4 protein-coding genes are annotated in these 3,651 nt (G+C 60.3%); all 4 read left to right on the top strand.

The features are described from left to right. Positions 1 to 774: M48 family metallopeptidase (locus ABW22_RS15645; protein WP_059759021.1), on the top strand; the 774-nt coding region annotated here is incomplete at its 5' end. Positions 775 to 877: 103 nt separating this feature from the next. Beyond that, complete coding sequence (locus ABW22_RS15640; RefSeq protein ID WP_059759018.1) at positions 878 to 1,318, top strand: response regulator; 441 nt, start codon at positions 878 to 880, stop codon at positions 1,316 to 1,318. 183 nt (positions 1,319 to 1,501) lie between these two features. After that, positions 1,502 to 2,677 (top strand): GIY-YIG nuclease family protein, encoded by a 1,176-nt coding sequence (locus tag ABW22_RS15635; protein ID WP_082709022.1) that lies wholly within the window; start codon positions 1,502 to 1,504, stop codon positions 2,675 to 2,677. 31 nt (positions 2,678 to 2,708) lie between these two features. After that, a partial coding sequence (locus tag ABW22_RS15630) for a HAMP domain-containing protein (protein WP_157648683.1) occupies positions 2,709 to 3,651 on the top strand: 943 nt, incomplete at its 3' end.

Genomic DNA, 3,651 nt, shown 5'->3' with positions numbered 1-3,651 from the left:
GGCGGCACGCTGGTGGCCTATGCGTTTCGGCGCAGCGCGCGCCGCAGCATCGGCTTTTCGGTGGGGCCTGAAGGGCTTGCGGTGAGCGCGCCCAAATGGGTGCCGCTCCATGAAATTGACCAGTCGGTACGCGACAAGTCGGGCTGGATTCTCAACAAACTCCAGCAAGCCCGCGAGCGCCACGAGCGGCTGGAGTCCGCGCGCATTGACTGGAAAGATGGCGCGACGTTTCCTTTTCAGGGCGAGCCCTTGCGGCTGGTGATTGAGGCGCACCCGGCGGCTGGCGGCGCGCGAGGCGTCAGCGCAGAACTCAAAACCAGTGCGGCCGGCGCGCTCGCCAACACCGCCACCGGTCTGCCCGAGGGCGCCTGGCCGGCTGAGGTGCAGCGTGCCCTGCATCTGCGCCTGCCTGCCGGCGCCACGCCCGAACAAACCCGCGACGCCGTGCAGGCCTGGCTGATGCGCCAGGCCAGGCAGATTTTTACCGAGCGGCTGGTGCATTTCGCGCCGCAGCTCGGCGTGCAGTGGCGCACGCTCAGCCTGTCCAGTGCCAGCACGCGCTGGGGCAGCGCCAGCACCAACGGTTCCATCCGGCTGAACTGGCGCCTGCTGCACTTCAAGCCCGCGGTGATGGACTATGTGGTGGTTCACGAGCTAAGCCATTTGCGGGTGATGGATCACAGCCCGCGCTTTTGGGACACCGTGCGCACCGTGGTGCCCAACTACACCGAATTGCGCGGCCAGCTCAAGGACGAGGGGATTCCCCGCTGGTGAACGGCATGAAGCAAAAAGTAGTACAACGACATGCAAATTGATAATATGATGGAAGTAAAAAAGACCATCAGGAAACTGATGACTGAAATTTAGGAGAGGCCCCATGAGCGACAAGCTGATACTCGTAGTTGAAGACAATCCCGACCATCTGGAGTTGACCGTGCTGACGCTTGAGGAGCACGGGGTAATGGCCGAGATCGCCGTGGCCCGCGATGGTGCGCAGGCGCTGGACTATCTGTTCGGACGGGGCAGCCATGCCGGCCGCGACACACAAAGGCAGCCGTCTTTTATTTTGCTGGACATGAAGTTGCCCAAGCTGTCGGGGCTGGATGTGCTGCGCAGTGTGCGCAGCAACCCGCTCACCGCCCTGGTGCCGGTGGTCATGTTGACCTCGTCCAGCGAACAGTCCGACATCGTCGCCTGCTACCAAAGCGGCGTGAATGGGTTTGTCCGCAAACCCGTCGATTTTGCGGACTTCACCAAAAAGCTCGATCGACTGCAGGCCTACTGGCTGGACGTCAATGAATCCATTGCGGCCACTTGAGCGTTCGCGCGGCGCTACGTCCGGGCGCCTCGTATAAAACTGAAGCCATGAAGAGCACGCTGCGGGCTCGCCTCGTCATGCTGGTGGTGGCCATTGTCAACCCGACGTTCCAACGAAAACGCGATGGCCGCCTTCGCAGACCTGCTACCGCGTCAGCGGTTTAGTTCAACAATAAAATTACAGATGTCTGATAAAAAAAGATTGGCAGCCGATCTTCTTGGCAAGATAGTGCTCGCCCGGTTTATCGAAATTCCGTTGCGGGCGTTCGATCGACTGGTAAAAAAATGGGAACAATCCCCCCAGTTTGACGCCTTGAAAAGCGCCCTGACCGTCAGGCAACTGCCGGGGGCGCAGACGGCGCGGCAGGTGTTGCCGGAAGCGCAACGTGCGCTTGGACACGCCGTGTTGGTGGATGGTGACGTTACATTTTTCCATCACAGCGAGAGTTATGGGCGTGAATACCTGTTCGACGAAGAAATCCTTGCGGACATTCTGTCGCGCTCGGCGAACAGCATGGAGTTGGTGCGGCTGGTGCGACACCTGCGCCTGATCAATACCCGCAACCGGATAAGCTGCGCGATCGTCCGGAAATTGATCGAAACCCAGGCGGATTACGTGCGCAGCGCAAACCCGCTCACGCTGCGCTCCTTCTCACAAGCCCAGGTTTCTGCTGCACTGCGCGCCGAAGCCGGGATCAACGTGATTGTTGACGAGGGCCGGATCTCCCGGCTGATCCGTAAACTGTCGATTATCCTTCCCGGCGGGAAAGAAGTTGATTTGCGTTCACTGTGCCCGAAACCGCGCCAGGTACATTATTATTTTGTGGATCATGTGATAAAAAATGAACGCGCGCTCATGATCGAAGGAATAGTACGTGCGCCGCTGAAGGATGGCGAAATAGCCGCCGAGATCGGCAAAAAATTCGCGGCCAGGCTTTCCCGCCGCTCCGTGGCTTACATCCGGCATGATCTGGGCATCCCGGATTACCGCGACCGCGGCCATAAAAGTGGCTACTTGAGTGCCACGACTGGTTTTTCATCCTTGCTGCCGCTGACGCGCCAGAGCGTGCTGGCGGGTGCCCCGTCGGGGCCGGGGGTCTATGAGATAAGAACGCAGGATGTTCAGACGGGCGTGTGCAGCGTGGCGTACATCGGCAGCGCGGGCGATCTGCGCAAGCGGCTCGGCGACCACTTGCGCGGCAGCAGCGGCAACCCCTCGTTGATGCAAATCATTGCCGCCGGCGCCAAGTTCCGTTACCGGCTGGTGTGTGACGGCTGGCGTGCGCTGGAGCGTCATGTCTATCTGGCGTTCTGCGCTACGTTCGGCGTGCCGCCGGCGTGTAACCGCATGAGTCCCTGAATTCACCACTTTAAAAAGCCGGGCTGTCGTTATGGAGAAAAACATTGCGCAAGCAAGCAAGCACTCGGCCGGGAGAGTCACACTCACGAAGAAGATAGGTCTTCTCCTGCTGATGCCGCTCTTCGGGTCACTCGTCAGCATCGCCTTCTTTGCGGGGTTCATGGAGGAAACCAGGACCGACGGCCACTTCGTGAACGTGGCCGGACAGCAGCGCATGCTCTCAGTCGAATTTCGAGCATGGGCCCACATGGTGGCGATTGGCCAGCTGGAGGACCGGGCAGGCCTCCAGACCCGGATCGCGGAATTCGAGAAGTCCTTGTCGACGATGGAGCGGGGCGGAGATGTCATGAATGGCCTGCTCGTCCCGGTTCCTGCGGAACTGCGCGGCGAACTGGCCGCGGTGGACAAACTCTGGCGCACACTGAAGCCGGCCCTGATCGATGTGGCCGTCAGACCTCGCGGCGAACCGCAATTCCAGGAGGCCTACCGCCGCGTTGAATCCGGGACGGTCGAACTGCAGAAATTATCGCATCAATTCGTCACACGCTTCGAGGAAAGGACGCAGCATTTGCGTCGCCGGATGCTTTACACGCTTGGCATCATTGCCTGCCTGATGGGCATCATCTTTCTTGCGAGTATTTTTCTGGCCCGCCGCTACATCGTCCAGCCGATACTCCGGGTTGACGAAGCGGCCAGGCGCATCGGCGGCGGTGACTTTTCGCATCGGCTGGAGATCACGACTCGAGATGAGTTGTCCTCTCTCGCGCATACCTTCAACCAGATGGCGGCCGAGACCGAGCAGCTCCTGAATGCATTGAATCTGCGGCGCAGGTACGCCGAAACCATCATTGCGAGCGTGCCTGCGGGACTTCTCGTCCTTCGGGACGACCTCGCCGTGTTCAGCGCTAATCGTTCGTTCCGCGAGACCTTCGGGGTTGATGAGCAGGTGATCGCCCGCCACCCGATGGTGACGG

This window comes from Thiobacillus denitrificans (assembly GCF_001530125.1).
GTDB classification, from domain to species: domain Bacteria; phylum Pseudomonadota; class Gammaproteobacteria; order Burkholderiales; family Thiobacillaceae; genus Thiobacillus; species Thiobacillus denitrificans_C.
This window is presented reverse-complemented; position numbering and strand designations above follow the sequence as displayed.

What these genes read in the sequence shown, in the direction of transcription:
- ABW22_RS15640 (WP_059759018.1), top strand. Translation starts at nt 878, where the DNA reads ATGAGCGACAAGCTGATACTCGTAGTTGAAGACAATCCCGACCATCTG.
- ABW22_RS15635 (WP_082709022.1), top strand. Translation starts at nt 1,502, where the DNA reads ATGTCTGATAAAAAAAGATTGGCAGCCGATCTTCTTGGCAAGATAGTG.